This is a genomic window from Mesorhizobium sp. WSM1293 (genome assembly GCF_000513875.1).
In the GTDB taxonomy this organism is placed as follows: Bacteria; Pseudomonadota; Alphaproteobacteria; order Rhizobiales; family Rhizobiaceae; genus Mesorhizobium; species Mesorhizobium ciceri.
The window spans coordinates 446,901-473,505 of sequence record NZ_KI911319.1 but is presented as its reverse complement, the minus strand read 5'-3'; the positions used below and the strand labels follow the sequence as shown (position 1 = coordinate 473,505).

Annotated in this window: 23 protein-coding genes; 22 read left to right on the top strand and 1 reads right to left on the bottom strand. The window is 63.2% G+C overall.

Annotated features, from left to right (window positions below; genetic code table 11):
- Positions 1-9: 9 nt before the first annotated feature.
- Together M729_RS0132490 and M729_RS0132485 are read left to right on the top strand one after the other, a co-directional pair.
- Positions 10-1,233, top strand: a complete 1,224-nt coding sequence (locus M729_RS0132490) for a TrbI/VirB10 family protein (protein ID WP_027164066.1) — start codon at positions 10-12, stop codon at positions 1,231-1,233.
- Positions 1,234-1,235: 2 nt separating this feature from the next.
- Positions 1,236-1,508, top strand: a complete 273-nt coding sequence (locus tag M729_RS0132485) for a DUF2274 domain-containing protein (RefSeq protein WP_027164065.1) — start codon at positions 1,236-1,238, stop codon at positions 1,506-1,508.
- A 320-nt stretch (positions 1,509-1,828) separates the two neighbouring features.
- Here the strand turns inward: M729_RS0132485 and hemN are convergent, their stop codons facing one another.
- A complete protein-coding gene (hemN, locus tag M729_RS0132480) occupies positions 1,829-3,178 on the bottom strand; it encodes an oxygen-independent coproporphyrinogen III oxidase (RefSeq protein ID WP_027164064.1) in 1,350 nt (449 codons plus the stop codon).
- Between the two features lie 154 nt (positions 3,179-3,332).
- Here hemN and M729_RS0132475 point away from each other — a divergent pair, with 154 nt between their 5' ends.
- The 20 genes from M729_RS0132475 to fni all read left to right on the top strand — a co-directional run bounded on the left by M729_RS0132475 (position 3,333) and on the right by fni (position 26,135).
- Positions 3,333-4,082 (top strand): Crp/Fnr family transcriptional regulator, encoded by a 750-nt coding sequence (locus M729_RS0132475; RefSeq protein ID WP_027164063.1) that lies wholly within the window; start codon positions 3,333-3,335, stop codon positions 4,080-4,082.
- Positions 4,083-4,587: 505 nt separating this feature from the next.
- Positions 4,588-6,216, top strand: a complete 1,629-nt coding sequence (ccoN, locus tag M729_RS0132465) for a cytochrome-c oxidase, cbb3-type subunit I (RefSeq protein WP_027164061.1) — start codon at positions 4,588-4,590, stop codon at positions 6,214-6,216.
- Positions 6,207-6,938 carry a cytochrome-c oxidase, cbb3-type subunit II gene (ccoO, locus tag M729_RS0132460; RefSeq protein WP_027164060.1) on the top strand — a complete coding sequence of 244 codons (732 nt, stop codon included), beginning with the start codon at positions 6,207-6,209 and terminating at the stop codon, positions 6,936-6,938. Before ccoN ends, ccoO begins: the two co-directional genes overlap by 10 nt.
- 12 nt (positions 6,939-6,950) lie before the next feature.
- Positions 6,951-7,100: a CcoQ/FixQ family Cbb3-type cytochrome c oxidase assembly chaperone gene (locus M729_RS0132455; protein WP_027164059.1), complete on the top strand. Its 150-nt coding sequence runs from the start codon at positions 6,951-6,953 to the stop codon at positions 7,098-7,100.
- A 2-nt stretch (positions 7,101-7,102) separates the two neighbouring features.
- On the top strand, positions 7,103-7,966 hold the full coding sequence (gene ccoP / locus M729_RS0132450; RefSeq protein ID WP_027164058.1) for a cytochrome-c oxidase, cbb3-type subunit III: 864 nt from the start codon (positions 7,103-7,105) through the stop codon (positions 7,964-7,966).
- Between the two features lie 134 nt (positions 7,967-8,100).
- Positions 8,101-9,660 (top strand): cytochrome c oxidase accessory protein CcoG, encoded by a 1,560-nt coding sequence (ccoG, locus tag M729_RS0132445; RefSeq protein WP_027164057.1) that lies wholly within the window; start codon positions 8,101-8,103, stop codon positions 9,658-9,660.
- Positions 9,657-10,154 (top strand): FixH family protein, encoded by a 498-nt coding sequence (locus M729_RS0132440; protein WP_027164056.1) that lies wholly within the window; start codon positions 9,657-9,659, stop codon positions 10,152-10,154. The genes ccoG and M729_RS0132440 overlap by 4 nt, the downstream gene beginning before the upstream one ends.
- Positions 10,151-12,439, top strand: coding sequence for a cation-translocating P-type ATPase (locus M729_RS0132435; RefSeq protein ID WP_027164055.1), 2,289 nt, complete (start codon positions 10,151-10,153; stop codon positions 12,437-12,439). The genes M729_RS0132440 and M729_RS0132435 overlap by 4 nt, the downstream gene beginning before the upstream one ends.
- Positions 12,436-12,591: a cbb3-type cytochrome oxidase assembly protein CcoS gene (gene ccoS / locus M729_RS0132430; protein WP_027164054.1), complete on the top strand. Its 156-nt coding sequence runs from the start codon at positions 12,436-12,438 to the stop codon at positions 12,589-12,591. Before M729_RS0132435 ends, ccoS begins: the two co-directional genes overlap by 4 nt.
- Positions 12,592-13,266: 675 nt before the next feature.
- Positions 13,267-14,448 (top strand): 5-demethoxyubiquinol-8 5-hydroxylase UbiM, encoded by a 1,182-nt coding sequence (gene ubiM / locus M729_RS0132425; RefSeq protein ID WP_027164053.1) that lies wholly within the window; start codon positions 13,267-13,269, stop codon positions 14,446-14,448.
- Positions 14,449-14,559: 111 nt separating this feature from the next.
- Complete coding sequence (locus tag M729_RS0132420; protein ID WP_027164052.1) at positions 14,560-15,270, top strand: isopentenyl transferase family protein; 711 nt, start codon at positions 14,560-14,562, stop codon at positions 15,268-15,270.
- Positions 15,271-16,083: 813 nt separating this feature from the next.
- Positions 16,084-17,286 (top strand): cytochrome P450, encoded by a 1,203-nt coding sequence (locus M729_RS0132410; RefSeq protein ID WP_027164051.1) that lies wholly within the window; start codon positions 16,084-16,086, stop codon positions 17,284-17,286.
- A 94-nt stretch (positions 17,287-17,380) separates the two neighbouring features.
- A complete protein-coding gene (locus M729_RS0132405; RefSeq protein WP_027164050.1) occupies positions 17,381-18,670 on the top strand; it encodes a cytochrome P450 in 1,290 nt (429 codons plus the stop codon).
- 1 nt (position 18,671) lies between these two features.
- Positions 18,672-18,980 (top strand): ferredoxin, encoded by a 309-nt coding sequence (locus M729_RS0132400; protein WP_027164049.1) that lies wholly within the window; start codon positions 18,672-18,674, stop codon positions 18,978-18,980.
- Positions 18,967-19,812, top strand: coding sequence for an SDR family oxidoreductase (locus M729_RS0132395; RefSeq protein WP_027164048.1), 846 nt, complete (start codon positions 18,967-18,969; stop codon positions 19,810-19,812). Before M729_RS0132400 ends, M729_RS0132395 begins: the two co-directional genes overlap by 14 nt.
- The gene (locus tag M729_RS0132390) at positions 19,812-21,155 is read left to right on the top strand and encodes a cytochrome P450 (RefSeq protein ID WP_027164047.1); all 1,344 of its coding nucleotides are present in this window, start codon (positions 19,812-19,814) and stop codon (positions 21,153-21,155) included. The genes M729_RS0132395 and M729_RS0132390 overlap by 1 nt, the downstream gene beginning before the upstream one ends.
- A 107-nt stretch (positions 21,156-21,262) precedes the next feature.
- A complete protein-coding gene (locus M729_RS0132385; RefSeq protein ID WP_027164046.1) occupies positions 21,263-22,261 on the top strand; it encodes a polyprenyl synthetase family protein in 999 nt (332 codons plus the stop codon).
- A 298-nt stretch (positions 22,262-22,559) separates the two neighbouring features.
- Positions 22,560-24,110 (top strand): hypothetical protein, encoded by a 1,551-nt coding sequence (locus M729_RS0132375; protein WP_027164044.1) that lies wholly within the window; start codon positions 22,560-22,562, stop codon positions 24,108-24,110.
- The gene (locus tag M729_RS0132370) at positions 24,107-25,000 is read left to right on the top strand and encodes a hypothetical protein (RefSeq protein ID WP_027164043.1); all 894 of its coding nucleotides are present in this window, start codon (positions 24,107-24,109) and stop codon (positions 24,998-25,000) included. Before M729_RS0132375 ends, M729_RS0132370 begins: the two co-directional genes overlap by 4 nt.
- An 85-nt stretch (positions 25,001-25,085) precedes the next feature.
- Positions 25,086-26,135, top strand: coding sequence for a type 2 isopentenyl-diphosphate Delta-isomerase (gene fni, locus M729_RS0132365; protein ID WP_027164042.1), 1,050 nt, complete (start codon positions 25,086-25,088; stop codon positions 26,133-26,135).
- Positions 26,136-26,605 lie beyond the last annotated feature (470 nt).

The following is a 26,605-nucleotide window of genomic DNA, read 5'->3' as shown; positions in this document are numbered from 1 at the left end:
ACAAGGCTCATGACCGATACGTCCCACTCCAATGCGCCGCCGAAACTTGATCCCGACCAGCTCCAGCTGCGCGCCTCACCCCGCGCGGCTGTGCGCTTCAGGCGAGGTGTAATTGTCGCGATCGCTGCCGCCGGATGCGGTGCCATTTTGGGCGTCATGATGATTGCGCTTCAGGGACCGGCATTGCGATTCAAAGGGCATGCGGAAGACCTTTACCATCCTGACCACAAGCCCACCGCCGAGGGACTCGATGGGCTGCCCAGGGATTATTCCGGCGTCAAGTCTAAGGCCCCGGTGCTTGGGCCGCCGCTACCCGGTGATCTCGGCCGCCCCATCCTCGAGCGGCAGCGCCAGCTCGGCATCGCGCCGGGACAGGAGGTCTCAGCCGAGGATCAACGCCTTGCCCAGCAGGCGATCGAAGCGCGCGAGTCGCAAGTGTTGTTCCGGATCGACAATCGACCGAGACCGACAGATCTCGCCGGCGGCGGGGAGAGTATACAGCAGCGGCCTGAGGCGCTTCCGCAACCGGGAGCGGCAGGCGCGTCGGCTTCCGTCGCTCCAGCCGAGGGCGATCAGAACAACCAACAGCGCAAGCTGGATTTTGTCAGTCAGCGGAGCACAAGCGGGATCTACAATCCGCACGCGCTCCAGACGCCGGCCTCGCCCTATCAGCTGATGGCTGGCAGCGTGATCGCGGCTAGCCTGATCACCGGCATCAATTCCGACCTACCCGGCCTTGTCGTCGCGCAGGTCACAGAGAATGTCCAAGACACAGTCACGGGCAGCATCTTGCTCATTCCACAAGGTTCACGGCTGATCGGCGCCTATGACAGCGTGGTGGCGTTTGGGCAAAGGCGCGCATTGCTGGTCTGGCAGCGAATAATCCTGCCGGACGGTTCCTCGATCGAAATCGACAATCTGCCGGCAACAGACAGCGCGGGATATGCAGGGCTTGAGGACAAGGTGGATTTCCACACCTGGCAGCTGATCAGGGGGGTCGCGCTTGCGACCTTGCTTGGCGTGGGCACCGAATTGAGCCTCGGAGACAATGAAAGCGATCTGGTCAAGGCGATCCGCGAATCCGCCCAGCAGAATGTTAGTCGAGCCGGCCAGCGCATAATTGAGAAGAATCTCAATGTTCAGCCCACCATCACTATCCGGCCAGGCTGGCCGCTGCGCGTCATCGTGCACAAGGACCTTTTGCTGCGGCCGTACAAAGTTGAACGGGAGTGATTATGGCCAATTTGAAACTTGGTAAGCTTCCAGATCGAACGCCTTTGAAGATCACCATCACCGTGAGCGCGGAGTTGAGCCAAGAACTCAATGCGTATGCTGCGCTCTATCGTCAGACCTACGGCGAGTCTGAAACGGTGGCGGAACTCATCCCTTTCATGCTGGCGGGATTTCTGGAAGGCGACCGAGCGTTTGCCAAGGCCAGAAAAGAACGTATGGCGACGGCCAGCGTCCCGGGCAAGTCGCGGTCTCAGCCAGCTTCAGATTCCAAATGACCGCAGCAGAGAGTTGGTCAAGTGCAATGGTGGCGCACCGCCCGCTCGGCGGGTCCATCCATATGAGGCCGAGCTGTCGCCAAGCGATGGTCCATCGCCATCATGCGGCAGCCGATCTCGACCGGGAAGACAACCACTAAGGCGGCAGCGTCGTGTGCAGGCAGCGTGGATGCAGCGCGTCAGCTTAGGTTTTTCCGATGCGATTCGTATGCCTGCGTGCTTGTCGTTGATTCTTCAACGAGAGGGGGGCGCTGACAACATCGTGGCATGGCGAAAGGTCACCGATGATGGACCCTGCCCGGTCTGCGACGCGCTCTGGCTCAAACTGCCACCGAGTGCCTGGCCTTTCCGCTTTCGAGATATTTGTCGAACTTCGCAGCGACGCTCCTGACAAAGGGACGACTTTCCACCGGCACGACGAAACGGTCGCCATCGAGTTCAAGCAATCGGACGGGGTTGTCGAGGGCCAAGGTACTCGACCGGAGAAGGAGCTTCTGGCCGGCTTTGCCGAAGCGTTCCACCAATTCGACTGCCGAGAAGCCGAAATCGCACATCAGCCGCTCGATGATCCAGCCGCGAGCGCGGTCGTCGTTGGAGAAAACAATTCCGCGGACCGAAGCCAAGCCACCCTGATCCACCATGCGGCAATATTCGGCGGTTGAAGGCATGTTCTGGACGTAGCCTTGCTTGAATTGGCTGATGGACGAGGGGCCGAGGCCGATTAAGGTTTCGCAACGATCCTCGGTGTAGCCCTGAAAATTGCGACGCAAAGTCCCCGCCTGCGCGGCAAGCGCCAGCGCATCGTTCGGTTTGGCGAAATGGTCGAGCCCGATTGCTTCGTATCCTCGGTCGAGGATGGCGCGTGCTGCCAGTTGCGATTGGGCAAGCCGCTCCTCCGGGCCTGGCAACCAGGCCTCGTCGATCATGGTCTGATGTTTCTTGAACCATGGCACATGGGCGTAGCCAAAAAGGGCGATCCGGTCCGGCTGCAGCGTCAGCGCCTGCATGACTGTGGACAGGACTCTCTCCCTGGTCTGGTGCGGCAAGCCGTAGAGCAGGTCCAGGTTGACCGATTCGACGCCGCGGGACCGAACGCCGTCGACAACTGTTTTGGTCTGCAAGAAGGTCTGCTCGCGATTGATGGCCTTTTGCACCTTCGGATCGAAATCCTGCACGCCGAGGCTCGCCCTCGTCATGCCGATTTCGGCAAGCGCGTCGAGGCGGGCTTCGTCCATATCGTTGGGTTCGATTTCGACGCTGATCTTGGCGCCGGGAAGAAATGTGAAGCTGTTGCGCAGGACGGTTGCCAAGGCCACCATATCTTCGGGTTTGAGCATCGTCGGCGAACCGCCGCCGAAATGGATAGTACGCACGCGGCCCTTGCCTGCGACAAGACTGGCGACGGTGGCGATCTCAGCATGCAATGACCGCAAATAGGTAGTAACCGGTTCGTAGTGGCGTGTCTGCTTGGTGTGGCACGCACAGAACCAGCAAAGTTTGTCGCAATATGGGATGTGCACGTAGAGCGATATCTCATCGTCCCCGCCGAGCGCCTCCAGCCAGCCACGATAAGCCGCAGCATCGACGCCCTCATGGAAATGCGGTGCCGTCGGATAGCTGGTGTAGCGAGGGACGTTTTCGACAATCCAGGCAGCTACTTTCGACTGCATGTCGTGGTCACCATGTTTGCATCGCTGGAACTGTTGACTGATTGGCCGGCCAACGCCCTGATTTCGATCAAGTGCAGCTCGGACAAACTGCCGCAAGGATTTTTCTACCTGGATTGCTATCCTGTCGGTGCTTGGGACAGGGTAGAGCGAGCGCATGACATTACGGCAAGACATTCACAGTTCCGGCATTCCCGTTCTTTGCCGCTCTTGCGAGGGAAGGCGTCGTGGTATTTGCGGCGCGCTCGATCCAGAGCGTTTGGTTTGGCTCGCCAAGACTTCGTCGCGGCACAAGGTCGAGCCAGGAGTCGAACTGATCGGCGACTGCGAGGCTGTCGGCAGCTATTCGAATGTGCTTTCAGGCGTGGTGAAGCTGACGAAGAGCCTTTCGGACGGGCGCCAGCAGATCGTAGCTCTCCAGTTTGCACCGGATTTTCTGGGGCGACCCTTCAAGGTGGAAAGCGAGATCAGTGCGGAAGCGGCAACTGTTGTCACCCTTTGTTCGTTCCCCAAGCCAGCCCTCGAACGGATGATGAAGGATTCACCGGAACTCGAGCGCCGCCTGCTCAAGCAGACGCTGGACGAACTTGACGCAGCACGCGAATGGATGGTGACGCTCGGGCGCAAGACGGCATCGGAAAAGGTGGCGAGTTTTCTTCTCATGATCGCCCTGAATATCGATACCAATGTTAATCCGACTGCCAGCTCGGCGTCCTTCGATCTGCCGCTGACTCGTGCCGACATCTCTGATTTCCTTGGACTGACGAATGAGACCGTGAGCCGGCAGCTGACTCGATTGCGAGCTGAAGGCGTGATCCGGATCGAGAACAAACGCCATGTGATGGTGGAGAGCGTCGGCCGGCTGGAGCAGCGTTGCGGCGGCCGAAGGCCGCGGCAGTTTGAATAACCCCAAGCGGCGGGGTCTGCGCCGCCAACTCCGAAGCCGCGGCAGGACATGCTGCGTTCGAACGGTCGCTGCAGCCTTCGAGCCCCCGGTAGCATGGACACGAGAGCATCCGCGACCCTTATCGGATAAGCTAGCCACCCGCCATGAGTGTTTCGCTCGCCGATGAAGCATTGATCGTTGAGGTCCTCGTACCCGCAATGGTAGTGACGATGTCGCCATTTACGTCGTTCCCGAGCCGTTCCAAGCGACGCTACCAGCAGTACTTCCAAGTCGCGGAGGGCACGACTCGACATATCGCCCGCCTCGACGTTCGCTCGACTTCAATCCACTTGTCGTGAGCGGGGCAGGCCCGTCGCGCGCTTCCGTATGCCACCTTCTGATTTGCGCGAACTCGATTCTACCGAACAAACCTGGCGCCTGACATGGATCAGGGCGAGCAGAGGGCAGCTGCGCAATTGATGCACAGCGGATTGGGCGTCCGCGCGATTCGGGATCAGGATTTGCGATGAAATTCGGGACAGCGATCGTCGTGGTGGGCTTGTTTGCTTTTGCAGCCCTGGTGGCTGCCGGCTTCGGCATTGACGGACCTTTCCGCCAGCACATGTGGGTGCTGTTTTTTGCCCTTACTGCCTTCACCGGGATCTTGTTGCGCAACACGGAGTTCAAGCCGGCAACTCCGATCGACCGATCCGCTTATATGGATGATCCGATCCGCTACGGCGCCATCGCCACCATGTTCTGGGGCGTCATTGGCATGCTGATCGGCGTGGTCATCGCGCTGCAGCTGGCCTATCCCGATCTCAACATTCAGCCTTGGTTCAATTTCGGACGCTTGCGGCCGCTGCATACGTCCGGCGTCGTCTTCGCCTTCGGCGGCAACGCGCTGCTATGCACGTCGTTGTACGTCGTTCAACGCACCTGTCGCGCCCGCCTGTTCGGCGGTGATCTCGCCTGGTTCGTCTTCTGGGGCTATCAGCTTTTCATCGTCATGGCCGCGACCGGCTATCTGCTCGGCATCACGGAAAGCCGCGAATACGCCGAACCCGAATGGTATGTCGACATCTGGCTGACCATCGTCTGGGTCGCCTATCTCATCCTGTTCCTTGGCACGATCCTGAAGCGCAAGGAACCGCACATCTACGTCGCCAACTGGTTCTATCTGTCCTTCATCGTGACCATCGCGATGCTGCACGTGATTAACAACCTGTCGATGCCGGCCTCTTTCCTCGGTTCCAAGAGTTACTCCGCCTTTTCCGGGGTCCAGGACGCCCTGACGCAATGGTGGTACGGCCACAACGCCGTGGGCTTCTTCCTCACCGCGGGCTTCCTCGGCATGATGTACTATTTTGTGCCGAAGCAGGCGAACCGCCCGGTCTATTCCTACCGACTGTCGATTATCCACTTCTGGGCACTGATCTTCCTTTACATCTGGGCCGGGCCGCATCACCTGCATTTCACCGCTCTGCCCGACTGGGCGCAGACGCTCGGCATGGTGTTCTCGATCATGCTGTGGATGCCGTCATGGGGCGGCATGATCAACGGCTTGATGACGCTATCCGGCGCCTGGGACAAGCTGCGCACCGATCCGATCATCCGCATGATGGTGATGGCCGTCGCCTTCTACGGCATGTCGACCTTCGAAGGCCCGGTGATGGCTATCAAGGCGGTTAACTCGCTGTCGCATTATACCGACTGGACCATCGGTCACGTGCACTCCGGCGCGCTCGGCTGGGTTGGCATGATTTCTTTCGGCGCGATCTACTACATGGTTCCGAAGCTCTGGAACCGCGACAGGCTCTATTCGCTGCGGCTGGTCACCTGGCACTTCTGGCTGGCGACGCTCGGCATCGTCGTCTACGCCGCGGTCATGTGGGTGTCCGGCATCATGCAGGGTCTGATGTGGCGCGAATACGACGAGCAGGGCTTCCTGGTCTACTCCTTCGCCGAAACCGTCGCCGCCATGCACCCCTACTATGTGATGCGCGCCATTGGCGGGGCGATGTACCTCTCCGGCGCCCTGATCATGGCCTGGAACGTCGCCATGACAATCCTCGGCCACCAGCGTGAGGAGAGGCCCATGTCGGGTGCCGCGCCTGTCCTGCAGCCTGCCAGGGAGCCAAACCGATGGGCTTGATGGACAAACATGCCATTATCGAGAAGAACGCCACGCTTCTTCTCGTAGGCTCCCTTCTTGTCGTGACCGTCGGCGGCATCGTCGAGATCGCACCCCTCTTCTACCTCGACAACACGATCGAGAAAGTCGAAGGCATGCGGCCCTACTCGCCGCTCGAACTTGCCGGACGCAACATCTATGTGCGCGAGGGCTGCTATGTCTGCCACAGCCAGATGATCAGGCCGTTCCGCGACGAAGTCGAGCGCTACGGCCACTACAGCCTGGCCGTCGAGTCGATGTACGATCACCCCTTCCAATGGGGATCGAAGCGGACGGGGCCAGATCTGGCCCGGGTCGGTGACCGCTACTCCAATGCATGGCATGTCGCGCATCTTTCGGATCCGCGTTCCGTGGTGCCGGAATCGGTCATGCCGAGCTATGCCTTCCTGAAGGACGCACCGATCGAGGTGAAGGACTTCTCGACACATCTGGTTGCGAATGCGCGCGTCGGTGTCCCCTATTCGGATGACATGATTGCCAACGCCAATGCCGATCTGAAAGCGCAGGCTGACCCGAATGCCGACACCTCCGGCCTCGAGAAGCGCTATCCGAAAGCAAAGGTGGGCGACTTCGATGGCAATCCGCAACAAGTCACCGAAATGGACGCCCTCGTCGCCTATCTGCAGATGCTCGGCACGTTGGTCGATTTCAAGAACTACGACGAAGCCGCCGGCTACCGCTGAGGAGTGTTTTCCATGGATTACAATTTGATGCGGGAGTTTGCGGATAGCTGGGGTCTGCTTGCCATGGCGCTTTTCTTTGCGGGGGCAAGTGTCTTCGCGCTCCGCCCCGGAAGCCGCGCTCTGGCCGACGAAGCTGCCCGAATTCCGCTTCAGGACGAGTGATCATGAGCGAGGAGCATATCGATGAAACCTCTGGGGTCCCAACCACCGGCCACGAATGGGATGGCATCCGGGAGTTGAACAACCCGCTTCCGCGTTGGTGGATCACCATCTTCTACGTCACCATCGTCTGGGCGATCGGCTACACGATCGCCTATCCGGCATGGCCGCTGCTGCACTCGGCGACGACGGGTGTTCTCGGCTATTCGAGCCGCAATGACGTCAAGCACGAGCTGGCGGATGCGGAAGCAGCGAAGGGCAAATACCTCGCGGCGGTGGAGTCGAAAAGTGTCTGGGAAATCGTCTCGGATGATGCCCTGCGCGAATTCGCCATTGCCGCCGGTAGCGCCGCCTTCAAGATCAATTGCGTCCAATGTCATGGCTCCGGCGCCCAAGGTTCCAAGGGCATTCCCAATCTCAACGACGACGACTGGCTGTGGGGCGGCAAGGCCGAGCAGATCCAGCAGACAATTACGCACGGGATCCGCTTCGCGTCCGATCCGGACACGCGCCTGTCGGAAATGCCTGCCTTTGGCGACATCATAGCCGCTGACCAGATCGCTCAGGTCAGCGCCTACGTCGCCAGCCTTTCCGGCGAGGTCCAGGACGCAAGTCTGATCGAGCCCGGCGCCAAGGTCTTTGCTGAAAATTGCGTGGGCTGTCATGGCGACAATGCAAAGGGCAACAAGGAACTCGGCGCCCCCGACCTGACCGATGCGATCTGGCTCTATGGGTCCGGCGAGGCAGCCATCGCCGCGCAGGTCCGTGCACCGAAACAGGGAGTCATGCCGGCCTGGGTCGGCCGTCTCGGCGAGATCAAAGTCAAGGAACTTGCGGTCTATGTCCATTCGCTTGGCGGCGGAGAATAGGAAGGAAAGCCCTATTCTCGGCCTCCCCCTGCCAAGCGACGAGGCCCGGCGCGAGCCGGGCCTCGACACCATTTCGGCTGCGCCGCATCATCAATGCGGCACGCTTCGGACATTGGCTGGGAGTGGAGACGCATGTGTGCAGTAGTACGCGAATAGAACGGCTCGAAGCCTCGGCCATGAATTCCCCCAATCCGCGCCAGCCGCATTATGCCAGACGCGAGAAAATCTTCCCCAAGCGCGCCTCAGGCAGCTTTCGCCGCTTCAAATGGCTGGTGATGGCGATCACCCTTGGCATCTACTACCTGACACCGTGGTTGCGATGGGATCGAGGTCCATTTGCCCCAGACCAAGCCGTGCTCCTCGACCTCGCCAACCGGCGCTTCCACTTCTTCTTCATCGAGATCTGGCCGCAGGAATTCTACTATGTGGCCGGCCTTCTGGTCATGGCCGGCGTCGGTCTTTTCCTGATTACCTCGACTGTCGGGCGTGCCTGGTGCGGCTATGCGTGTCCGCAGACGGTATGGGTCGATCTGTTTCTGGTCGTCGAACGTGCGATCGAGGGGGACCGCAACGCCCGCATGAAACTTGATGCCGGTCCCTGGACCGCCCGCAAGCTGATGCTGCGCGTATCGAAGCACGCCGTCTGGCTGGTCATTGGGGTGGCGACCGGCGGCGCCTGGATCTTCTATTTTGCCGATGCGCCGACGCTGGTTGGCGAACTCTTCACCGGCACCGCCGCACCCGTCGCCTACATCACCGTCGCCGTCCTGACGGCTAGCACCTACACGTTCGGCGGTCTGATGCGCGAACAGGTCTGCACCTATATGTGCCCGTGGCCCCGCATCCAGGCGGCGATGCTCGACGAAAACTCTCTCACCGTCACCTACAACGACTGGCGCGGCGAACCGCGTTCGCGTCATGCCAAGAAGGTGCAAGCCGCGGGACAGTCGGTCGGCGACTGCGTCGACTGCAATGCCTGTGTCGCGGTCTGCCCGATGGGGATCGACATTCGCGACGGCCAGCAGCTCGAATGCATCACCTGCGCGCTTTGCATCGACGCCTGCGACGGCGTCATGGGCAAGCTCGGCAGGGAACGCGGACTGATTTCCTACGCAACGCTCTCCGATTACAACGCCAACATGATGCTGGCGACCGCGGGCGGCTCCAGTTCAGTCAACCCGTCGCTGGTCAGGACCGCTGATGGCCTGTTCTCCGACAAGGTGGCCCATTTCCATGTCAGCAAGATCTTCCGGCCACGCACCTACGTCTACATGGGTCTGTGGTCGCTGATCGGCCTGGGTCTGCTCTATTCGCTGCTGACGCGCGACAGGCTCGAAGTCAATGTGCTGCACGACCGCAATCCGCAATTCGTAACGTTGTCCGACGGCTCGATCCGCAACGGCTACACCGTCAAACTGCTCAACATGATCCCCGAGCCGCGGATCATTGTTGTCACCATGCAGGGCTTGCAAGGAGGCGAAATGAGCGTGGTCGGGGACGACATCAAGGCGGGTCGCTCCTTTGCCATCCCGGTCGAGCCCGATCGCCTGAAAATGCTGAAGGTCTTCGTGCGCCAGCCGGCCGACCAAATCCGTGGCGCAACGCAAACCTTCACGTTCCGTGTCGAGGACAAGTCGAGCTTCGAGGCGGACGAATACACCGCCACCTTCAACGCGCCGGAGATCGCCAGATGACCGCTAACGCTGAAAAAACCCGCGAATTCACCGGCAGGCACATGCTGTTCACCATCCTTGCCTTCTTCGGCGTGGTCATCGCGGTCAATCTGACGATGGCCACGCTCGCCAACACCAGTTGGACCGGCCTTGTCGTCGAGAACACCTATGTGGCGAGCCAGCAATTCAACAAGAAGGCCGAGGAGGGGCGCGCGCAGGCAGCCCTTGGCTGGATCGGCAAGCTGACCATTGCATGGGGCGAAGTTCGCTACGTCCTCACCGACGCCGCCGGCAAGCCGGTTCCCTTGCATGGCGTCAAGGTGCTGTTTCGCCATCCCGCCTACGAGAAAGAGGACAGGTCGGTCATCCTCGCGCCCGCCTCGGACCAGGAATTCGCAGCCCAGCACATGCCGAAGGACGGCGTCTGGATTGTGGAAGTCGACGCCGACGCCGGTCTGGATAAGCCGTATCGCGACGTCCGCAGGATCATGATTTCCAATGGAGCGCTGCAATGAGTTGTTGTGCACCGGGCGCCGAAATGGCGCTTGATCTGGTCAACACCGGATCGGTCCTGCCGTCCAGCCAGGAGATCAGGCTGGCGAGCCGATCGCTTGGCGATGATCTCCGCCAGACCGATCTTTCAGTCCCCACGGTTCATTGCGCGGCCTGCATCGAGGCGATCGAGACGGCATTGGGAAAGCTCGATCAAGTGGAGAGCACTCGGGTCAACCTGTCGACGAAGCGGGTCGCGGTCCGCTGGCGTGGAAACCAGGTGCCACCGTTCGTCGCCGCGCTGGGACGGCTAGGCTACGAGGCGCATCTGTTCGACCCCGAGGTCGACAACAAGGACAAAACGCTTTCGGAGCTGATCCGCGCCGTTGCTGTCGCCGGCTTTGCGGCGGGCAACATCATGCTGCTTTCAGTGTCGGTCTGGTCTGGCGCCGAAGGCGCAACGCGGGACCTGTTTCATTGGGTCTCGGCGCTGATCGCGATCCCGGCACTTGCCTTCGCGGGCGGCATCTTCTTCCGCTCGGCCGGGAACGCGCTGCGTCACGGCCGCATGAACATGGACGTGCCGATCGCGGTCGGGGTGTCCCTCGCCTACGCCATGAGCCTCTACGAGACGATCAACCATGGCGACCACGCCTATTTCGATGCGTCGGTGTCGCTGCTGTTCTTCCTGTTGATCGGCCGCACGTTGGATCACGTGATGCGCGAACGTGCCCGGACCGCCGTGAAAGGCCTGTCCCAGTTGGCCGCACGTGGCGCCATGGTGCTGCGCGGCGACGGCGCACGCGACTATCTGCCGGTTGGCGAGATCGAACCCGGCATGCTGCTGTTGATCGCAGCCGGTGAAAGGATACCCGTCGACGGCAAGGTCTCTCGAGGGACGTCGGACCTGGACTGTTCGCTTGTCTCGGGCGAGAGCACGCCCCGAAGCGTTGCAGCAGGCGAGCCCGTGCAGGCTGGTGTCCTCAACCTGACCGGCCCGCTGACGATCGAGGCGACAGCCGCCGCGAAGGATTCGTTTCTGGCGGAAATGGTTCGGCTCATGGAAGCCGCTGAGGGCGGTCGCGCGCATTATCGCCGGATCGCCGATCGCGTTTCAGCGCTCTATGCTCCGGTGGTTCATCTCACCGCCTTCGTGACTTTCCTTGGCTGGATGGCGGCGACGGGCGACTGGCACCGGGCGACAACCATCGCCATTGCCGTTCTGATCATCACCTGCCCGTGCGCGCTCGGCCTCGCCGTGCCGATCGTGCAGGTGGTCGCGGCGCGGCGCCTGTTCGAGAACGGCATCATGGTCAAGGACGGTTCGGCCATGGAGCGCCTGGCGACGATTGATACAGCAGTGTTCGACAAGACCGGGACCCTCACGCTCGGCCAGCCCCGGCTAGTCAATGCTGGCTCGATGGATCCGGGCATGCTGGCAGTCGCGGGAGACATGGCCGCGCATTCCCGCCATCCGTTTTCAAGGGCCATAGCCGGCTTTGCCGCTCCTGGCGCGCGGCACAAATTCGATACCGTGACCGAGCATCCAGGGTTTGGCATCGAAGCCACCGACGCCGGAAGCACCTGGCGGCTAGGTCGACGCGGATGGGCTGGATGGAAGGCCCGGACCGGTGGTGAAGGCAAACATGGCTATGGCGGAACGGTGCTGACAAAGGACGGGCTCATTGTCGCGACCTTCAATTTCGAGGATGCGCTGCGCGCCGACGCCGGCTTGGCGATCAAGCGATTGAGCGACGCCGGGGTGTCGGTGCAGATGCTGTCGGGCGATACTGGGGGCGCATGCGCCGAAGTTGCAGAAATGCTGGGTGTCGACGACTTCGCTCCGTGCCTGCTGCCGTCAGGCAAGGTCGAAGGCATCGAGACCTTGGCCAAAGACGGACACAAGGTTCTGATGGTTGGTGACGGCCTCAACGACACGCCTGCACTGAGCGCGGCGCATGTCTCGATCGCACCGGCCACCGCCGCCGACATTGGCCGCAATGCGGCCGACTTCGTATTCCTACGCGAAAGTCTTCTGGCAGTGCCGCTCGCGCTGGACGTCTCGCGCAAGGCGGGGCACCTGATCCGCCAGAACATAGCCATTGCGATCGTCTACAACGCCGTCGCCGTGCCGATCGCCATCCTGGGCCACGCCACGCCTCTTATCGCGGCGATCGCGATGTCCGCTTCATCGCTGCTCGTGATCGGGAACGCGTTGCGTCTGCAAGGCTTTGCGCCGAACCGGATGACGAGAGTTTCTTCGACAGCCGCTGGTTCCGGCATTCATGCATCGGCGCAGCCGTCGTGACGACGCTTGTCTATCTCATTCCGGTGGCTTTGCTTCTCGGCGCGCTGGGGCTGTCTGGCGTTGTGTGGGCCTTGAGCAGTGGTCAATATCAGGATCTCGACGGCGCCGCCGAGCGGATCCTCATCGACCAGGATGACGATCTGGAACGCTGAATGAAGCCGCTGTCCATGTTCTGGAACAAGGTGCGGATGCTCAGCAGCTTGCAATTCCCAGGCCCGACTTGACGTTGATTGTGAAAAGCCTCTCTCAGACAGTGGTTGCGTTGCCAGTCCACGTGCGGAGTTGGCGGCGTACGGGAGTGCGAGATCGCGATCACCAGTGGAGCGGGAGCCCGCGCTACCTTCCAACGCGTCTGACTGATTCAGATCAGGACTTTCTCCTCATCACCGTGGTTTATCGGCCCTGCAAGGGAGAACGAATGCTCAGTGGAGTTTGGTCGCCAGTGTCACCGTCTCGACGGTTTTGGCTTTTCACCGTAGCGGTCGGCTCTGCTGCTTCGACGAGCCGCGCGCGCTTTCGATCAAAACGGCCGCGAAGAATGAGCAGAGCCAGATTAGGCGATGTGGGAGCGCGGGCGGCGGCCAGATCATTCCGTGGGTCTGGGCTGACGCGCGCCGACCCTGTGCGCAGCGTGATTGTGGCGCTTTGCCCGTCAACAGCCGGCTATGACCGGTCCAATCATGCGCGTCCGCGATTGAACCGATGGTATGCTTCGGGTTTTACTGCCCTGCGCCTTGGGGCGACGCAGTCGCCCGAAGGCGGCGCACAGCACTGGTCCGAGCGTAACCTGTATCTGCCCTGCACAATCCACCCATGGCGGTACGGTGATGTGCAGCCCTAACCATAGCTTCGATATTGTTGTCGTGGGAGCCGGGCCGGTCGGCCTTTCATTCGCGGCTTCGCTCGCCCAAAGCCAACTCAAGGTGGCAGTTGTTGAACAGAACTCCATCGACCGTCTCGCGAATGCGCCTTTCGATGGCCGCGAAATCGCTCTGACTTTCGCCTCCATCAGAATCCTTCGCCAGCTCGGCGCGTGGGATACGATCCCAGCTTCGGAGAAATCGCCGCTTTATGGCGCGCGCGTGCTCAACGGTTCGAGCGCTTTCGCACTGCGTTTTGCCGCTCCCATGGCGTCTGGAGAACCCCTCGGAATCTTGGTCCCGAACTGCCGCATTCGCGATGCGTTGTTCAAAGTCGTTCGGCTGCGTGATGAGCCACTTCTGCTGTGCGGCCACCCGGTTGTCCGTGCAACGACCAGCCACAAAGGAGCAGTGATAACGCTTTCTGACGGCATGCAGTTGAGCTCCAGGCTTGTTGTTGCCGCGGATTCGCGCCTGTCGCCCACGCGTGATCTGCTCGGCATCGGCGCCGACATTAATCGGCTTGGCCACTCGATGCTGATCTGCCGGGTGCGACATGAGGGCGCCCATCACCAGGTGGCAACCGAATGGTTCGATCATCATCAAACGATAGCGATGTTGCCTGTCGGGGAGGGGATGTCCTCGTTGCTGCTCACTCTGCCCTCAAGCGAGGCCGACAGACTGCTTGCCTTCACCGACGATTTGTTCCTCTTGGAATTGACGAACCGGTGTCGAGGCCGACTCGGGAATATGGAATTGGCAAGCAACCGCCACACCTATCCGCTGGTCACCACGTGGGCGCACAAATTTAAGGCTCCGAGCGCGGCACTCATCGGGGACGCTGCTATCGGAATGCATCCGGTGACTGCGCATGGCTTCAACATCGGTCTCAGCAGCCAAAAGCAACTTGCCGATGCAATCTTAACTGCAAGTCGCCACGGCCGTGACATTGCCGATCCCGCCATGCTGCACAGATACGAAAGGTGGCTGCGCCTGTCCGCGGCGCCTCTCTACCATGCTACGAATATACTCGTCGGCCTCTACTCGAGCGAGCAACCGGTGGCACGGCTTGCACGCCATGCGGGGCTTCGGTTCGCCCAACATGTTCCCCTCGTCCGGCATGTCATCTCGGCCATGCTCAAACGATGAAAGCACCAGATTGGAAATCCTTCTTCTGAGTGAGAAACCTTCCGAGTTTACTCCTTGGCTACAATACGTGTTTGCGCACGTCCGGAATCATCGTCTTGCTGCTGCGCTGTCATGAGTCCGCGACTGCACCTCATTATTGGACCGACGACGGCCGGCAAAACCGTCGCGTCCCTCGAACTCGCTCAGCGTACGGGCGCGCCGGTGCTCGTTCTAGACCGAATTCAATGCTATCCCGAACTCGCTGTCGGAAGCGGCCGACCCTCAAACGCCGAACTGCGGTTCACCCGTAGAATCTACCTTGCTCAAAGGCCAGTTATTGCTGGAGAGATCTATGCCGCAGAGGCGAACTCCCTGTTGCACGATCATGTAGCGCAATTTGATCAGCACGTGCCGTTGCTTATCTTGGAAGGCGGCTCGGTTTCACTCCTGCGAGCAATGGTCGCCGATCAGAAATGGAAATCGCACCGCTGGACCTACGAACGCCTCCACTTGAAGACACGCGCGGACTACATTGCCAAAGCGAGGTCGCGCGTCCGTGAAATGTTAGCTCCCGTAAATGGTTGCCGCTCGATGCTTAACGAGATTGCTCAATTGTGGCCTGACCCGCGCTCGCATGTGTTCCTGCGAGGCCTCGCGGGCTACCGTACAGTCATAGCGTATGCCGAAACCCTAGGAATCGCACTGGGCGACCTCCCGCGTGCGATCCAGCCAACTCAGATCGTCTACCTTTCTCAGGCAATCGCGCTTGAGTATCTGGCGCATGCTCGCTGGCAGGAACGTGAATTTCCTTGCATTCCTGCGGCGTGGAAGAGCGGCAGGTGAAGAGTGTCGACCTGGGCCGCAGTTGAAACGAATTCAGAAATATAAAACCACGTCAATGAGCTCGCGCGGCGACCCCATTAATTGCTGCTGCGGCAGAGGCCGCGCTAGCGAATCTCCGTCGATACTTTGCCAGTCACACGATCATTCAGCAGATCATCTGCAGGACATCCGAAATGGGACCTGCGAGGCAGGCGTTGTCATCGAGCAGGCCTCGTTCGCCCCAGATGACTACATCGAGAGGTGGCCCATGGTTCAAAAAGGTCAGGCAGCCTGCCATCATTCCAGGACAGACAACTCATGAAGTCGCCAGTCTGGCGTGTGACGACCGCTTTCCGACCTGTTCTGTCGCCTTTTGTCGGGTCCGCGACACCGGCCTTTTTCGGCGAGCTGTCTGGCCTCAGGCTAACTCGGTGAGAACAATCACAATATTTTTTCCTCTGCTGGGTCGCCAAATTGGCACGAGTTTTGAAACGCCTTCGTTGCAAGCCGGAGCCGCCGACCGACGGTCTTTTTGTGGACGACGTCGCGATCAACTGAACGAAGAAAGAAAAGTAAAATGTCAAACCCGCATCAGACAGCATTCTATGGGAAGGGAGCCCCGGCGAAGCCGCCGCTACCACAGGCTGCCGCCCTTTTCGACCCTTGCGCACGAAATGTTGATGGCGGGCTACGACGCAAAGGCCGGCCTACTACACTCACCTTATTCTGATTTCGAAGGCGCAGGATAAGTCTACGCTGCGGGACGTCTACATGCCGTCTTACGCATTGGCTGCCGCAGCGCTTTCGCCCTTCCATAGAGACTGAAGTGCCACGATGTCCCAACAACCACTGCCGACGCTGCCGATGTGGCGCGTCGATCACATCGAGCCCTCGCCCGAGATGTTGGCGCTACGCGCCAACGGTCCGATCCACCGCGTGCGCTTCCCGTCAGGGCACGAAGGCTGGTGGGTGACAGGCTACGATGAGGCCAAGGCGGCGCTGTCCGACGCGGCGTTCCGCCCCGCGGGAATGCCGCCGGCGGCATTCACCCCGGATTCAGTAATTCTCGGTTCGCCGGGATGGCTGGTCTCGCACGAGGGGGGCGAGCATGACCGGTTACGCATGATCGTGGCGCCGGCCTTCAGCAACCGCAGGGTGAAGCTGCTCGCGCAGCAGGTCGAGACGATCGCCGCGCAGTTGTTCGAGACGCTGGCCGCCCAGCCCCAGCCCGCCGATCTGAGGCGCTACCTCTCCTTTCCGCTTCCGGCCATGGTCATCAGCGCGCTGATTGGCGTGCCCTATGAGGATCACGCCTTTTTCGCGGGACTGTCCGACGAGGTGATGACGCACCAGCATGAAAGCGGTCCGCGCAGCGCGTCTCGCCTGGCCTGGGAAGAACTGCGCGCCTACATTCGCGGCAAGATGTGGGACAAGCGCCAGGATCCGGGCGACAATCTGCTGACGGATCTGCTCGCGGCGGTCGACCAGGGCAAGGCGTCCGAGGAAGAGGCGATCGGCCTGGCGGCGGGCATGCTGGTGGCGGGGCATGAGAGCACCGTTGCGCAGATCGAATTCGGCCTGCTGGCCATGCTCCGCCATCCGCAACAGCGCGAACGCCTGGTCGGCGATCCATCCTTGGTGGACAAGGCGGTGGAGGAAATCCTGCGCATGTACCCGCCGGGCGCGGGCTGGGACGGCGTCATGCGCTATCCGAGGACCGACGTGACTATCGCGGGCGTGCACATTCCCGCGGAGAGCAAGGTGCTCGTCGGCCTGCCGGCGACGTCGTTCGATCCGCGCCATTTCGATAACCCGGAAATCTTCGATATCGGACGCGACGAAAACCCCCACCTGGCGTTCTCCCACGGGCCGCACTACTGCATTGGCATGGCGCTGGCCAGGCTGGAACTCAAAGTGGTGGTCGGTTCGATCTTTCAGCGCTTTCCCGCGCTGCGCCTGGCCGTGGCGCCCGAAGCGCTGAAGTTGCGCAAGGAGATTATCACTGGCGGGTTCGAGGAGTTCCCGGTGCTCTGGTGATGTGCGGACGCCGCCCGGAATCGCGATCTTCTCTGCAATTTGCCGGCGTGCCTAGAACGCGCCGGTCAGATCAGCTAGCCAACAGGTAATCAAGATGGACGTGCAAGAAACCACGGCAGCATGCGGGGATGCCTTCGCCGAACTGGCGTCGCCAGCGTGTATCCACGACCCCTATCCGTTCATGCGGTGGTTGCGCGAGCACGATCCGGTGCACCGCGCGGCGTCGGGCCTCTTTCTGTTGAGCCGCCACGTCGATATTTACTGGGTGCTCAAGGTCACGGGCGATGCGTTTCGGGGACCAGCGCCGGGCGAACTGGCGCGCTATTTCCCGCGTGCGGCGACCAGCCTGTCGCTCAGTCTGCTGGCGTCCACGCTAGCGATGAAGGAACCACCGACGCATACGCGTCTGCGCCGGCTGATCTCGCGCGATTTCACTATGCGCGAGATCGACAACCTGCGGCCGAGCATCGCGCGCATCGTCGCAGAGCGCCTGGACTTCATGGCGCCCGCGCTTGAGCGGGGGGAGGCGGTGGACCTGCATCGGGAATTCGCGCTGGCCTTGCCCATGCTGGTCTTCGCCGAACTGTTCGGTATGCCCCAGGACGACATGTTCGGGCTCGCCACTGGCATCGGCGCCATTCTGGAAGGCCTGAGCCCGCACGCCAGTGATCCCCAGCTCGCCGCGGCGGACGCGGCCAGCGCCAGGGTGCAGGCCTACTTCGGCGACCTCATACAGCGCAAACGCACCGATCCCCGCCACGACATCGTGTCGATGCTAGTCGGCGCGCACGACGACGATGCCGACACGCTGTCGGATGCGGAGTTGATCAGCATGCTGTGGGGCATGCTGCTGGGCGGCTTCGCCACCACTGCTGCGAGCATCGACCATGGGGTCTTGGCGATGCTGGCGTTTCCCGAACAGCGGCACTGGCTTCAGGGGGACGCCGTGGGAGTGAAGGCATTCGTCGAAGAGGTCCTGCGCTGCGACGCGCCCGCCATGTTCAGCTCCATTCCGCGTATCGCCCAACGCGACATCCAACTGGGCGGCGTGGTAATCCCGAAGAACGCGGACGTGCGCGTGCTGATCGCGGCCGGCAATCGCGACCCGGACGCCTTCGCCGATCCCGACCGCTTCGATCCCGCGCGGTTCTACGGCACCAGTCCTGGCATGTCGAGCGACGGGAAGATCATGCTGAGCTTTGGCCACGGCATCCACTTCTGCCTCGGTGCGCAATTGGCCCGGGTGCAGTTGGCCGAGAGCCTGCCGCGGATCCAGGCGCGCTTTCCCACGCTGGCGTTGGCCGAGCAGCCGACCAGGGAGCCCTCCGCGTTCCTTAGGACGTTCCGCGCGCTGCCGGTGCGGCTGCATGCGCAGGGGGGCTGAGATGCGCGTCTTGGTCGACCAGGATCTGTGCGGAACCACTGGGCAGTGCGCGCTGACGCTGCCGGGCACCTTTCGCCAGCGCGAACCGGACGGAGTGGCCGAATTATGCGTGGCGACGGTCCCGCAGGCGCTGCACGCCGCCGTGCGGATCGCGGCCAGCCAGTGCCCGGTCGCCGCCATTCGGGTCATCGAAAGCGACGCTAGCGATGACGAGCGCGCCGGCGCCGACCCTGCGCCTTCTCCGGCGGAGGCTGAGCAGCACGCCGCGAAAGACCAAGGCAACCCAGGAGGACACGGTGGGACGGTTTGAAGGCAAGGTGGCCGTGGTGACCGGCGCCGGCGCCGGCATCGGCAAGGCATGCGCCCTCGCCATCGCCCGAGAGGGCGGCAGAGTGGTGGTGGCCGACATTGATGCCCCGGCGGCCATCGCCTGCGCCGCGCAGATCGCGGCCGAAGCGGGCCACGGGCTGGCCCTGGCCACGGACATCGCCGATGCGCAGGCGGTGGCAGCGCTGTTCGAGACGGCCGAGCGGCACTTCGGTGGGGTCGACCTGCTGGTGAACAACGCCAGCGCCATGCATCTGACCCCATGCGACTGCGCGATCCTCGACCTGGACCTGGCGGTCTGGGATGAGACTATGGCGACCAATCTGCGCGGCACGCTGCTCTGCTGCCGACAGGCCATCCCACGGATGATCGCCCGCGGCGGTGGCGCGATCGTCAACATGTCGTCGTGCCAGGGGCTCAGCGGTGACACCGCGCAGACGTCCTACGCCGCGTCGAAGGCGGCGATGAACATGTTGTCGGCCTCGCTCGCCACCCAGTACGGTCATGCGCAGATTCGCTGCAACGCTGTTGCGCCGGGTCTCATCATGTCCGAGCGTCTCCTCGCCAAGCTGGACGAGTGCATGCAACGGCATCTGCGCCGGCACCAGCTCCTGCCGCGCGTCGGCCGCCCCGAGGACGTGGCCGCGCTGGTGGCGTTCCTGCTCTCTGGCGATGCTGCGTTCATTACCGGCCAGGTCGTGTGCGTCGACGGCGGCCTGCTGGCGCATGTGCCGACGTTCGCCGACGGTGGCAACAGCCCCGCAGCGCGGCCTGCCGGCGGCATCACCGAAGCGGCCGCGGCGCCGCGCTGCTGATGGACATGCTGCTCAACCCGCTGGACCGTCGGCACCGGCTGCGGCACGACATTCCGGTCATGCCCGGCGCTTTCCCCCTGATCGGGCATCTTCCCGCGATCGTCTGCGACCTGCCGCGCCTGCTGCGGCGCGGGGAACGGACGCTGGGCAGCCACTTCTGGCTGGATTTCGGCCCTGCCGGACACCTGATGACCTGCGTGGATCCGGATGCGTTCGCACTGCTCCGGCACAAGGACGTGTCCTCGGCGCTGATCGAAGAGATCGCGCCCGAATTGCTTGGCGGAACGTTGGTAGCCCAGGACGGCGGCGCGCACCGCCAGGCGCGCGATGCGATCAAGGCGGCGTTCCTGCCCAAGGGGCTGACCCAGGCCGGCATTGGCAACCTGTTCGCGCCCGTCATCCGAGCGCGGGTGCAGGCATGGCGCGACCGCGGCGACGTAACCATCCTGCGCGAAACCGGCGACCTGATGCTCAAGCTCATCTTCAGCCTCATGGGAATCCCCGCGCAGGATCTGCCGGGATGGCATCGAAAGTACCGGCAACTGCTGCAGTTGATCGTCGCGCCCCCGATCGACCTTCCCGGACTGCCCTTGCGGCGCGGCCGCGCCGCCCGCGACTGGATCGATGCGCAGTTGCGCCAGTTCGTCCGCGACGCGCGCGCGCATGCCGCGCGCACCGGGTTGATCAACGACATGGTGAGCGCCTTCGATCACAGTGACGATGTGCTCTCCGATGACGTACTGGTTGCCAACATCCGCTTGCTGCTGCTTGCCGGTCACGACACCACCGCCTCGACGATGGCCTGGATGGTGATCGAGTTGGCTCGGCAGCCTGTGCTGTGGGACGCCCTGGTCGAGGAGGCGCAACGCGTGGGCGCGGTGCCGACCCGGCACGCGGACCTGGCGCAGTGTCCGGTCGCCGAGGCGCTGTTCCGCGAGACGCTGCGCATGCATCCGGCGACCACGCTCCTGCCGCGTCGCGCGCTGCAGGAATTGCAACTCGGCCAACGACGCATTCCGGCGGGCACCCATCTGTGCATCCCGCTGCTGCATTTCTCGACCTCGGCGCTGCTGCACGAGTCGCCTGATCAGTTCCAGCTGGCGCGGTGGCTGCAACGCACAGAGCCGATCCGGCCGGTGGACATGCTGCAGTTCGGTACCGGCCCACACGTCTGCATCGGCTACCACTTGGTATGGCTGGAAATGGTGCAGTTCTGCATCGCTTTGGCGCTGACCATGCACGGGGCTGGGGTGAGGCCGCGGCTGCTGAGCGGTGTCGAAAAAGGCCGACGCTATTACCCGACCGCACATCCGTCCATGGCAGTCCGCATCGGATTCTCATGAGCTGGCATCGGCGCCGGAAAGGCGCGCTGCACTCAGTGCGACACCGGCAATACCGCGGCGGTTAGGAGCTCGCAGTGGCCGTGTCAGGTACAAGGACTATGAACAACATGCAGACCGGTTCCACACTACACAACGACCGAACTGGCGTTTCCGCGCCCGGCGAATTGGGCGCTCAGGCGCGCGGCGCATCCGGCAGGCTGCTGCCGGAGATCTGGATGCAGGACGGCGCAAAGCGGGTCGAACAGGCGCTGGCGCGTCTTCTCTGCGCCGAAAATGACGGTGAGACCGATTTGATGGCGGCCATGCGCTATGCCACCTTGCACGGCGGGAAGCGCACCCGCGCCTTGCTCTGTCTGGCTGCTGGCGCACTGGCCGACACGCCGGCGCACATGCTCGACGACGTCGGCGCAGCCATCGAGATGATGCACGCCTGTAGCCTGGTCCACGACGACCTGCCCTCGATGGATGACGACGTGCTTCGCCGCGGCCTTCCGACCGTGCACGTTAAGTTCGGCGAAGCCACTGCGATCCTGGTTGGCGATGCGCTGCAGGCGCACTCCTTTCTGGCCCTGGCGAGGTTGGATGCGCCGGGCAACAACCGTATAGCGCTCGTGCGCGAACTGGCGCAGGCGGTGTCCGCCGAGGGTGCCGCAGGCGGTCAAGCCATGGATCTGTCGCTGGTCGGAAAGGACGTCGAGCTAGACAGGATCGTGGCGATGCACCGGATGAAGAGCGGAGCGCTAGTGCGCGCGTCCGTACGCATGGGCGCGCTATGCGCCATCGCGGAGGATGCCGCGCACGCTGCGCTGTACTGTGCGCTCGATCGCTACAGCGCCTGTTTCGGTCTGGCGTTGCAGGTGGTCGACGACGTTCTCGACGCGACAGCGGATACCGCGACGCTGGGCAAGACCCCCGGCAAGGACGCGGCAGCGCAGAAGCCGACCTGCGCCTCGATCATGGGGCTACAGGCAGCGCGCCAGTTCGCGCTGGATCTATTGCGCGACGCCGGGGAGGCCATCGCCCCGCTGGGACCGCGTGCGGAACGGTTGGGGCAGATGCTGCAGCGGGCAAAAGCGTATCTCTTCAATCACACGCCCTGCGCATGAGCTCGCCCGTCCGCATGGAGTCGGCCCTGTGCCGCAGCGATCGGCCGGCGGCAGCGGTGCATGCTGCGCCGTGTCCTAGTCCGCGGCGATGATCAGCGTTGCCCAGCGCGGCCGCGGCGCACGGCGCGCTGCGCGCAAGCCTATTCGGCGGACCGGCGCCGGCATTGGCGCGCGCCCCGCGCCGGAGCAGGGCTGCCGTCCGGGCTGCACATGCGCCGGGCCGCGACGGCTGCGACGAGGTGCGCGGCGTCTGCCCGATCCTGATTCTCGTCAACTGCCTGCAGAAGGAACATCCCGCGTGAGCGCGCTATCCGAACAGATCCTTTCCGAACTGCGCCATCTGCTGAGCGAGATGAGCGACGGCGGCAGCGTCGGTCCGTCCGTCTACGACACGGCGCGAGTTCTGCAGTTCCACGGCAACGTCACCGGTCGGCAGGATGCCTACGCGTGGCTCATCGCGCAGCAACAAGCCGATGGCGGATGGGGAAGCTCGGACTTCCCGCTGTTCCGCCATGCGCCCACCTGGGCGGCGTTGCTGGCATTGCAGCGTGCCGATCTTCTTCCCGGGGCTGCCGATGCAGTCCAGACTGCAACTCGGTTCCTCGAGCGCCAGCCCGATCCTTATGCGCATGCGGTGCCGGAAGACGCGCCGATCGGCGCGGAGCTGATTCTTCCGCAGTTGTGCAGCGAGGCCGCATCCTTGCTGGGCGGCGTGGCGTTTCCGCGCCACCCGGCGCTGTTGCCGTTGCGGCAAGCGCGCCTGGTCAAGCTAGGTGCGGTGGCGACGTTGCCGAGCGGCCATCCGTTGCTGCACTCCTGGGAAGCCTGGGGCACCTCGTCGGCCGCCGCATGCCCGGATGACGACGGCAGCATCGGCATCAGTCCGGCGGCCACCGCCGCGTGGCGTGCGCACGCCGCCACACAGGGGAGCACGCTGCAGGTCGGGCGCGCCGACGCGTATCTGCAGGCTGCATCGCGTGCGACGTGCAGCGGCATCGAAGGTGTCGTTCCCAACGTCTGGCCGATCAATGTATTCGAGCCATGCTGGTCGCTGTACTCCCTGCATCTGGCCGGGCTGTTCGCGCATCCCGCGCTCGCCGAGGCGGTGCGCGTGATCGTCCTGGAGCTCGACGCCCGCCTGGGCGTGCGCGGTTTGGGTCCGGCCTTGCACTTCGCGGCCGATGCGGACGACACCGCCGTTGCGTTGTGCGTCCTGCGCCTTGGAGGCCGGGACGTGTCTGTCGACGCGTTGCGCCATTTCGAAATCGGCGAGCTATTCGTCACCTTCCCCGGCGAGCGCAACGCATCGGTGTCGACCAACATCCACGCGCTGCATGCGTTGCGCATGTTGGGAAAGCCCGCCGCCGGCACCACCGCCTACGTCGAGGCCAATCGCAATCCGCACGGTCTATGGGACAACGAAAAATGGCACGTTTCGTGGCTGTATCCCACCGCGCATGCGGTCGCTGCGCTGGCGCAAGGCAGGCCCCGGTGGCGCGACGAGCGCGCGCTGGCGGCGCTGCTGCAGGCGCAGCGCCACGACGGCGGCTGGGGCGCCGGTCACGCGCCAACGTTTGAGGAAACTGCCTATGCGCTGTTCGCGTTGCACGTGATGGACGGGAGCGAAGGGCCGACAGGGCGTCGGCGCATCGCGCAGGCGGTGGCGCGAGCGCTGGAGTGGATGCTCGCCCGCTATGCGGCGCATGTGTTGCCGCAGACGCCGCTGTGGATCGGCAAGGAACTGTATTGCCCCACCCGGGTCGTGCGCGTGGCCGAACTCGCCGGGTTATGGCTGGCGCTTCGTTGGGGGCGGCGCGTTCTAGCCGAGGGACGAGGAGTGGCGCCATGATCCAGCCCGAACGCGCGCTGCCCCAGGTGCTGGAGTGGGGGCGTTCCCTGATCGGGTTCGCCGACGAGCATGCCCTGGAAGCGGTCAGGGGCGGCCAGTACATCCTGCAGCGAATCCACCCGAGCCTGCGCGACACCAGCGCCCGCACCGGCCGCGATCCGCAGGACGAAACGCTGATCGTGGCGTTCTATCGCGAACTGGCGCTGCTGTTTTGGCTCGACGATTGCAACGACCTTGGCCTGATCGCGCCGGAGCAACTCGCCGCGGTAGAGCAGGCGCTGGGGCAGGGCGTGCCGTGCGCACTCCCCGGATTCGAGGGCTGTGCTGTGCTGCGCGCTTCGCTGGCCGCGCTCGCCTATGACCGTCGCGACTATACTCAGCTTCTCGACGATACTCGGTGCTACTGCGCGGCGCTGCGCGGGGGAGACGCGCAGGCGGCAGCGGCGGAACGCTGGTCCTACGCCGAGTACCTGCAAAACGGCATCGATTCGATCGCCTACAGCAACGTGTTGTGTTGCCTGTCGCTGTTGTGGGGGCTGGACATGGCGACCATGCGCTCTCGCCCGGCGTTTCGCCAGGTCCTGCGGCTCATCTCCGCGATAGGGCGCCTGCAGAACGATTTGCATGGACGCGACAAGGACAGGTCGGCTGGCGACGCCGACAACGCGGCGATCCTGCTACTGCAGCGCTATCCGGCCATGCCCGTGTTGGAGTTCCTCAACGACGAGCTGGCCGGCCATACGCGCATGCTGCACCGGGTGATGGCGGAAGCACGCTTACCCGTGCCGTGGGAACCGTTGATCGAGGCCATGGCGGCTATCCGCGCGCAGTACTACCAGACCTCGCCTAACCGCTATAGCAGCGACGCAGGCCAGCATGGGCCGTCCTGAACGCGCGGGAGGCGGCGGCGTGCGCTCGCTGCCATCGGTCCGATCCGCCGCAACGCCGTCGCCCGATGCGACTGATGGAGCGAGCATGAACGACATCGCCCTGAGCCAGCGCAAGGACGATCATCTTGACATCCTACTGGATCCGCGAATGGCGCCGGCCACGGTCGCCGCCGGGTGGGAGGACATCCGTTTCGCACACTGCGCATTGCCCGAGTTGGACCTGACGCAGATCGACCTGCGTGCCTCGCTCCTGGGCAAGACCATGCGCGCGCCGCTGCTGATCAGCTCTATGACCGGCGGCATGCCGCGCGCCGAGACGATCAACCGGCATCTGAGCGAGGCAGCGCAAGCCTTGGGGATCGCCATGTGCGTCGGTTCGCAGCGCGTGAGCCTGCAATCCCGCAACTCTCAGGGGCTGACGCGCAAGTTGCGCCGCCTGGCCCCAGACATCCCCTTGCTGGCCAATATCGGCGCCGCGCAACTGCGCGAGGCCGACGGGCTGGACCTGGCGCGCCGGGCGGTGGATGCGCTGGAGGCCGATGGACTTATAGTCCATCTCAATCCGCTGCAGGAAGCGGTACAGCCGGAGGGCGACCGCGACTGGCGCGGAGTCTTGGCGCAGATCGCTCGCGTCGCGCGCAGCGTGGGCGTGCCCGTCGTGGCCAAGGAAGTGGGGTCCGGCCTGTCCGCGTCGGTGGCTTCTGCGCTCGTCGAGGCGGGCGTGGCGGTGATCGATGTCGCCGGCGTCGGCGGCACCAGTTGGGCCGCGGTGGAGGGCGAGCGCGCCCGCGATGCCGCCGATCGTGCAGTGGCGATGGCGTTCGCCAATTGGGGGATTCCGACCCCGGCCAGCGTGCAGGTGGTACGTCGGGCGCTGCCAGCGGTGAAGCTGATCGCGTCGGGCGGGATCCGCGACGGCGTCGATGTGGCCAAGGCCATCCGCTTGGGCGCGGACATCGCCGGGCAGGCGGCCGGCGTACTGCGGGCGGCGACGGTGTCCACCGAGGCGGTTGTCGCGCATTTCGAGATCGTCATCCGCCAGTTAGCCGTCGCTTGCTTCTGCACCGGCTCGGCTGATCTGGCAGCGTTGCGGCAGGCGCGCTTGTTGCCCTCGGCGCATCAGCCCGCCGGTTGATGCCAACGTCGCCCACGCGTTCGGCAGGCGCCTAGGCTAACAGAGTGCCTTCGTCGTGAGAGGTCTCGGCCTGCCCCGCCGCTTCTAGTTATTCCTTAGGGGTGATCTGTAGGGCGCAAGAGGCATCTATTTTCACGTGCTCGAAAACTGTCTTAAAGTTCAGCCGTGTGCGGTTACAGACGGGGTTGTTCGAAAACCAACGCTGAGGCCGCGAGTAATTCCGTCGGCGGGCCAGTCGTGCCATGTTTTCCCGTCCTTCAAGAGCAGCCCCCGCAAAAAACCCCTGTTGGCATGCCGGTTGCATGGTCCCCGCAAAGGACCTGCACGACCACGGGTCTCGCAGTCCCTACGCCGGAGTTCAAATGACCTCGATTCGATCAGTCGATGCCACGGACCAGCACCGCTAAGTCCATCCCCTAGCATTCGTCCGCGTCTGGAAATCACCGAGCGGGGCCGCTCATCGAACTCCG

What these genes read in the sequence shown, in the direction of transcription:
- M729_RS0132475 (WP_027164063.1), top strand. Translation starts at nt 3,333, where the DNA reads ATGACATTACGGCAAGACATTCACAGTTCCGGCATTCCCGTTCTTTGC.
- hemN (WP_027164064.1), bottom strand. Translation starts at nt 3,178, where the DNA reads ATGCAGTCGAAAGTAGCTGCCTGGATTGTCGAAAACGTCCCTCGCTAC.
- ccoP (WP_027164058.1), top strand. Translation starts at nt 7,103, where the DNA reads ATGAGCGAGGAGCATATCGATGAAACCTCTGGGGTCCCAACCACCGGC.
- M729_RS0132440 (WP_027164056.1), top strand. Translation starts at nt 9,657, where the DNA reads ATGACCGCTAACGCTGAAAAAACCCGCGAATTCACCGGCAGGCACATG.
- fni (WP_027164042.1), top strand. Translation starts at nt 25,086, where the DNA reads ATGAACGACATCGCCCTGAGCCAGCGCAAGGACGATCATCTTGACATC.
- M729_RS0132405 (WP_027164050.1), top strand. Translation starts at nt 17,381, where the DNA reads ATGGACGTGCAAGAAACCACGGCAGCATGCGGGGATGCCTTCGCCGAA.
- M729_RS0132370 (WP_027164043.1), top strand. Translation starts at nt 24,107, where the DNA reads ATGATCCAGCCCGAACGCGCGCTGCCCCAGGTGCTGGAGTGGGGGCGT.
- M729_RS0132385 (WP_027164046.1), top strand. Translation starts at nt 21,263, where the DNA reads ATGCAGACCGGTTCCACACTACACAACGACCGAACTGGCGTTTCCGCG.
- ccoO (WP_027164060.1), top strand. Translation starts at nt 6,207, where the DNA reads ATGGGCTTGATGGACAAACATGCCATTATCGAGAAGAACGCCACGCTT.
- M729_RS0132490 (WP_027164066.1), top strand. Translation starts at nt 10, where the DNA reads ATGACCGATACGTCCCACTCCAATGCGCCGCCGAAACTTGATCCCGAC.
- M729_RS0132410 (WP_027164051.1), top strand. Translation starts at nt 16,084, where the DNA reads ATGTCCCAACAACCACTGCCGACGCTGCCGATGTGGCGCGTCGATCAC.
- M729_RS0132390 (WP_027164047.1), top strand. Translation starts at nt 19,812, where the DNA reads ATGGACATGCTGCTCAACCCGCTGGACCGTCGGCACCGGCTGCGGCAC.
- M729_RS0132455 (WP_027164059.1), top strand. Translation starts at nt 6,951, where the DNA reads ATGGATTACAATTTGATGCGGGAGTTTGCGGATAGCTGGGGTCTGCTT.
- M729_RS0132400 (WP_027164049.1), top strand. Translation starts at nt 18,672, where the DNA reads ATGCGCGTCTTGGTCGACCAGGATCTGTGCGGAACCACTGGGCAGTGC.
- ccoN (WP_027164061.1), top strand. Translation starts at nt 4,588, where the DNA reads ATGAAATTCGGGACAGCGATCGTCGTGGTGGGCTTGTTTGCTTTTGCA.
- M729_RS0132420 (WP_027164052.1), top strand. Translation starts at nt 14,560, where the DNA reads ATGAGTCCGCGACTGCACCTCATTATTGGACCGACGACGGCCGGCAAA.
- ubiM (WP_027164053.1), top strand. Translation starts at nt 13,267, where the DNA reads ATGTGCAGCCCTAACCATAGCTTCGATATTGTTGTCGTGGGAGCCGGG.
- M729_RS0132435 (WP_027164055.1), top strand. Translation starts at nt 10,151, where the DNA reads ATGAGTTGTTGTGCACCGGGCGCCGAAATGGCGCTTGATCTGGTCAAC.
- M729_RS0132485 (WP_027164065.1), top strand. Translation starts at nt 1,236, where the DNA reads ATGGCCAATTTGAAACTTGGTAAGCTTCCAGATCGAACGCCTTTGAAG.